The organism is Chryseobacterium sp. S0630 (assembly GCF_024158915.1).
Classification (GTDB): Bacteria; Bacteroidota; Bacteroidia; order Flavobacteriales; family Weeksellaceae; genus Chryseobacterium.
Genome location: NZ_JAMZGF010000123.1, coordinates 1 through 1,207 on the forward strand (window position 1 = coordinate 1; position 1,207 = coordinate 1,207).

At 38.2% G+C, this 1,207-nt stretch carries 1 protein-coding gene; it reads left to right on the forward strand.

Annotation, left to right across the window (positions count from 1 at the left end; all coding sequences use genetic code 11):
* The first annotated feature begins 67 nt into the window (after positions 1-67).
* Complete coding sequence (locus NK356_RS24020) at positions 68-1,153, forward strand: IS481 family transposase (protein ID WP_253318249.1); 1,086 nt, start codon at positions 68-70, stop codon at positions 1,151-1,153.
* Positions 1,154-1,207 lie beyond the last annotated feature (54 nt).

The following is a 1,207-nucleotide window of genomic DNA, read 5'->3' on the forward strand; positions in this document are numbered from 1 at the left end:
CTGAATTAGTCAATACTTAATCTGACAGTTACAATCAAATTGAATAACTTTAAACAGATTAAGTATTATGACAACACAACAAAAGATCATCAAAAACAAGTTAGGCGTACTTGAATTAGCACAACATTTAGGAAATGTATCCAAAGCCTGCAAGGTGATGGGGTATTCCCGAGACAGTTTCTATCGATTCAAAGAACTCTATGAGCAAGGAGGCGAATTGGCATTACAGGAAATCTCCAGAAGAAAGCCGGTGTTAAAGAATCGTGTAGATGAAGCCATAGAAAAGGCTGTTGTTGAGATAGCCATTGAGAACCCTGCTTTAGGACAGCTTAGAGTAAGTAATGAGCTTAAAAAGAAAGGCTTGATCGTGTCTCCAGGCGGAGTCAGAAGTATCTGGTTAAGACACGATCTACATACATTTAAACTAAGATTAAAAGCTCTGGAAGCAAAATCGGCTCAAGATGGTATAGTTCTTACCGAATCCCAGCTTTCAGCATTAGAGAAGGCTAAGGAGGAGAAAAAAGCTCATGGAGAAATTGAAACTCATCATCCTGGATATTTAGGAGCTCAGGACACTTATTATGTAGGCAATATCAAAGGAGTCGGACATATTTATCAGCAAACTTTTATTGACACATATTCTAAAGTAGTATTTGCAAAGCTGTATGACCGTAAAAATGCCCTTATTGCTGCTGATATGCTTAATGATCAGGTGGTTCCTTTCTTTGAGCAGCAGGAACTTCGTTTACTCAGAATTTTGACAGACCGAGGAACTGAGTACTATGGAATAAGAGAGCAGCATGAATACCAGCTCTATTTGGCCATTGAGGATATCGATCACACGAAGACCAAGGCTAAAAGTCCTCAGACCAACGGCATCTGTGAACGCTTTCACAGAACGATTCAGGAAGAATTTTATGCCATAGCTTTCAGAAAGAAAATTTACAGAAGCATTGAGGAACTGCAATTAGACCTGAACAGCTGGCTGTCATATTACAACAATGAAAGAACACATACAGGAAAACATTGTTACGGTAAAACACCGATGCAGACGTTTTTGGATAGTAAACCTATGGCAAAAGAGAAATTATTGGAAACTCTTGCAGAGGAACAAAAAATCCTTACTTTTGGAAGTAAGGACAGTATTGGATAACTGACAATTATTTTTAAACCCTAACTGTCAGATTAAGTCGTGGCTATTACAAAT

What these genes read in the sequence shown, in the direction of transcription:
- NK356_RS24020 (WP_253318249.1), top strand. Translation starts at nt 68, where the DNA reads ATGACAACACAACAAAAGATCATCAAAAACAAGTTAGGCGTACTTGAA.